At 70.6% G+C, this 2,323-nt stretch carries 3 protein-coding genes and 1 pseudogene; 2 read left to right on the forward strand and 2 right to left on the reverse strand.

Annotated elements, in window-relative coordinates; translation table 11 throughout:
* Both PKE44_RS18440 and glgC read right to left on the reverse strand, forming a co-directional pair.
* On the reverse strand, nt 1–209 hold a 209-nt coding region (locus PKE44_RS18440; RefSeq protein ID WP_324554160.1), incomplete at its 3' end, for a hypothetical protein.
* 257 nt (nt 210–466) lie between these two features.
* The gene (gene glgC, locus PKE44_RS18445) at nt 467–1,762 is read right to left on the reverse strand and encodes a glucose-1-phosphate adenylyltransferase (RefSeq protein WP_324554162.1); all 1,296 of its coding nucleotides are present in this window, start codon (nt 1,760–1,762) and stop codon (nt 467–469) included.
* A gap of 106 nt (nt 1,763–1,868) precedes the next feature.
* Here glgC and PKE44_RS18450 point away from each other — a divergent pair, with 106 nt between their 5' ends.
* Complete coding sequence (locus tag PKE44_RS18450; protein WP_324554164.1) at nt 1,869–2,066, forward strand: helix-turn-helix domain-containing protein; 198 nt, start codon at nt 1,869–1,871, stop codon at nt 2,064–2,066.
* An 11-nt stretch (nt 2,067–2,077) separates the two neighbouring features.
* Nucleotides 2,078–2,323, forward strand: a pseudogene (locus PKE44_RS18455) (hydrolase); the annotation flags it as partial.

Genomic DNA, 2,323 nt, shown 5'->3' on the forward strand with positions numbered 1-2,323 from the left:
CCGGGCAGCGGCGGCAGCGAAGTGACGCCGGCCGGCAGCGGCGCCGGTCCCTTGCACGGCGCCGGCGCCCGCACCACGACCAGCCCCGCCTCGCGCGACTTGCCGCCCGTGACCGGGAACAGCACGCGCAGCAGCGCCGGCTCGCGTGCCGGCAGCATCTGCACCTGTCGCGCTGCATCGGCAACGAAGCCGCACAGGCAGATCAGCACCAGCAGCCACGCCAGCCCCGCGCCGGCCGGCAGCTGTCGTCCGGGCGCACCCGGACGCGCCGCCCGGGCAGGCGGCGTTGTTACAGGTGGGATGAGCCGGGTGCAGGACATGGGCCGGAGTCTTGCATTCCCTGCGCCGCCGGGTCGAGTCCGGATGTCCGGCGCATGGCAACAGGTGGAAGCCCGGGCTGACGGCGCCGCTGTGCAACACGCCCTCGCCCGCAGCCCGGCGGGTGGCCGGCGCGGAGCGGCTGCCCTCAGCCTCCGGTCTCGCGCTTCGGCTCGCGCACGTAGTGGATGTACTGGCCGAGCATCTCCGGCGTGACCAGCACCACGCCCTTCGGCGTCACCGTGAAGCGGCGGCGGTCCTCGTCCGGGTCGTAGCCGATCGTCATGCCCTCGGGCACGCGGCAGCCGCGGTCGATGACGGCGCGGCGGATGCGGGCGTGGCGGCCGATGTCGACGGCCGGCAGGATCACCGAGTCCTCGACCTTCGCCCACGAATGCACGTAGACCTTCGAGAACAGCAGCGAATGCAGCACCTCGCTGCCCGAGATCACGCAGCCGCCCGAGACCATCGAGCGGATCGCGCGCCCGGTGCGCCCCGGCTCGTCGAACAGGAACTTCGCCGGCGGCAGCTGCACCTGATGGGTCAGGATCGGCCAGGTCTCGTCGTAGATGTCGAGTTCCGGATGGGTTTCGAGCAGCTCCATGTTCGCGGTCCAGAACGCATCGACGGTGCCGACATCGCGCCAGTACGGCTGGTGGCCGGTGACCGGGTCGCGGAACGGAAACGCGTAGACGCTGTGACCGTCGCGGATCATGCGCGGGATGACGTTGATGCTGAAGTCGTGCGCGGACTCCGGGTCATCGGCGTCGCGGATCAGCTGCTCGAACAGGTAATCGGTGTTGAACACGTAGTTGCCCATCGACGCCAGCGCGACGCCGGGCTGGCCGGGGATGCTCTCGGGATGGGCGGGTTTCTCGGTGAAGCGCGTCACGCGCGCGTGCTCGTCGACCGACATGACGCCGAAGGCCGTCGCCTCGGCCACCGGCGTCTCGATGCAGGCGACGGTCATGTCCGCGCCCTTCTCGACGTGGTACGCGAGCATCGGACCGTAGTCCATCTTGTAGATGTGATCGCCGGCGAGCACGAGCACGTGGCTCGGGCGGTGCATGCGGATGATGTCGAGGTTCTGGTACACGGCATCGGCCGTGCCGGCGTACCACTGCTTCGAGTAGCGCTGCGAGGCCGGCAGCACCTCGACGAACTCGCCGAGCTCGCCCTTCAGCGAGCCCCAGGCGTTGATCAGGTGGCGGATCAGCGAGTACGACTTGTACTGCGTCAGCACGCAGACCCGGCGGATGCCGGAGTTCATGCAGTTCGAGATCGGGAAGTCGATGATCCGGAACTTGCCGCCGAAGAACACGCCGGGCTTGGCGCGCCATTGCACGAGTTCCTGCAGCCGTCCGCCGCTGCCGCCCGCGAGGATCAGCGCGAGCGTGTTGCGGGTCAGTCGGCTGATGTAACGCGGATTGTTCAGCGGGTCCATGGCGGGCCGGAACCTCGTCGCGGGCGGTGGGCTTGGGCTGGCGGGGCCGGGCATCTTACCATCACGCCCCTGCCCGCCCGGCAGCCGTCCGAGTCAGTGCCCGATCATGGCTTATCACGAACCCGTCATCCCGCGCGATGCGCTGTACTCGATCGACACCGCCGCGCGCACGCTCGGCGTGCAGCGCCAGCACATCGAGCGCTGGCTCGCGAGCGGCATCCTGCACACCTGGGACCCGAGCGGCGCCTGGCCGCTGCGCGGCCAGGATCTCATCGACTTCCTGCGTCGCTACGGCCAGTCCTGAGCTGGATCGCCGTGGCCGGCTTCCGTCCGGCCTTCGGTCTCGGCGGCGCGCACCGCCAGACGCTCGCCGCCGCGCTGCTGCCGGCACCCCGCCCGCCCCTCGCCCGCGAACGCTTCGAACTGCCGGACGGCGATTTCGTCGATCTCGACTGGCACCGCGACGCGCGCGGCCCGGCCGTGCTGGTGCTGCACGGCCTCGAAGGCGACAGCCGTTCCGCCTACGCCCGCCGGCTGCTCGCGGCGCTCGCGCGCTGCGGA

This window comes from Plasticicumulans sp., assembly GCF_035331805.1.
GTDB lineage: Bacteria > Pseudomonadota > Gammaproteobacteria > Competibacterales > Competibacteraceae > Plasticicumulans.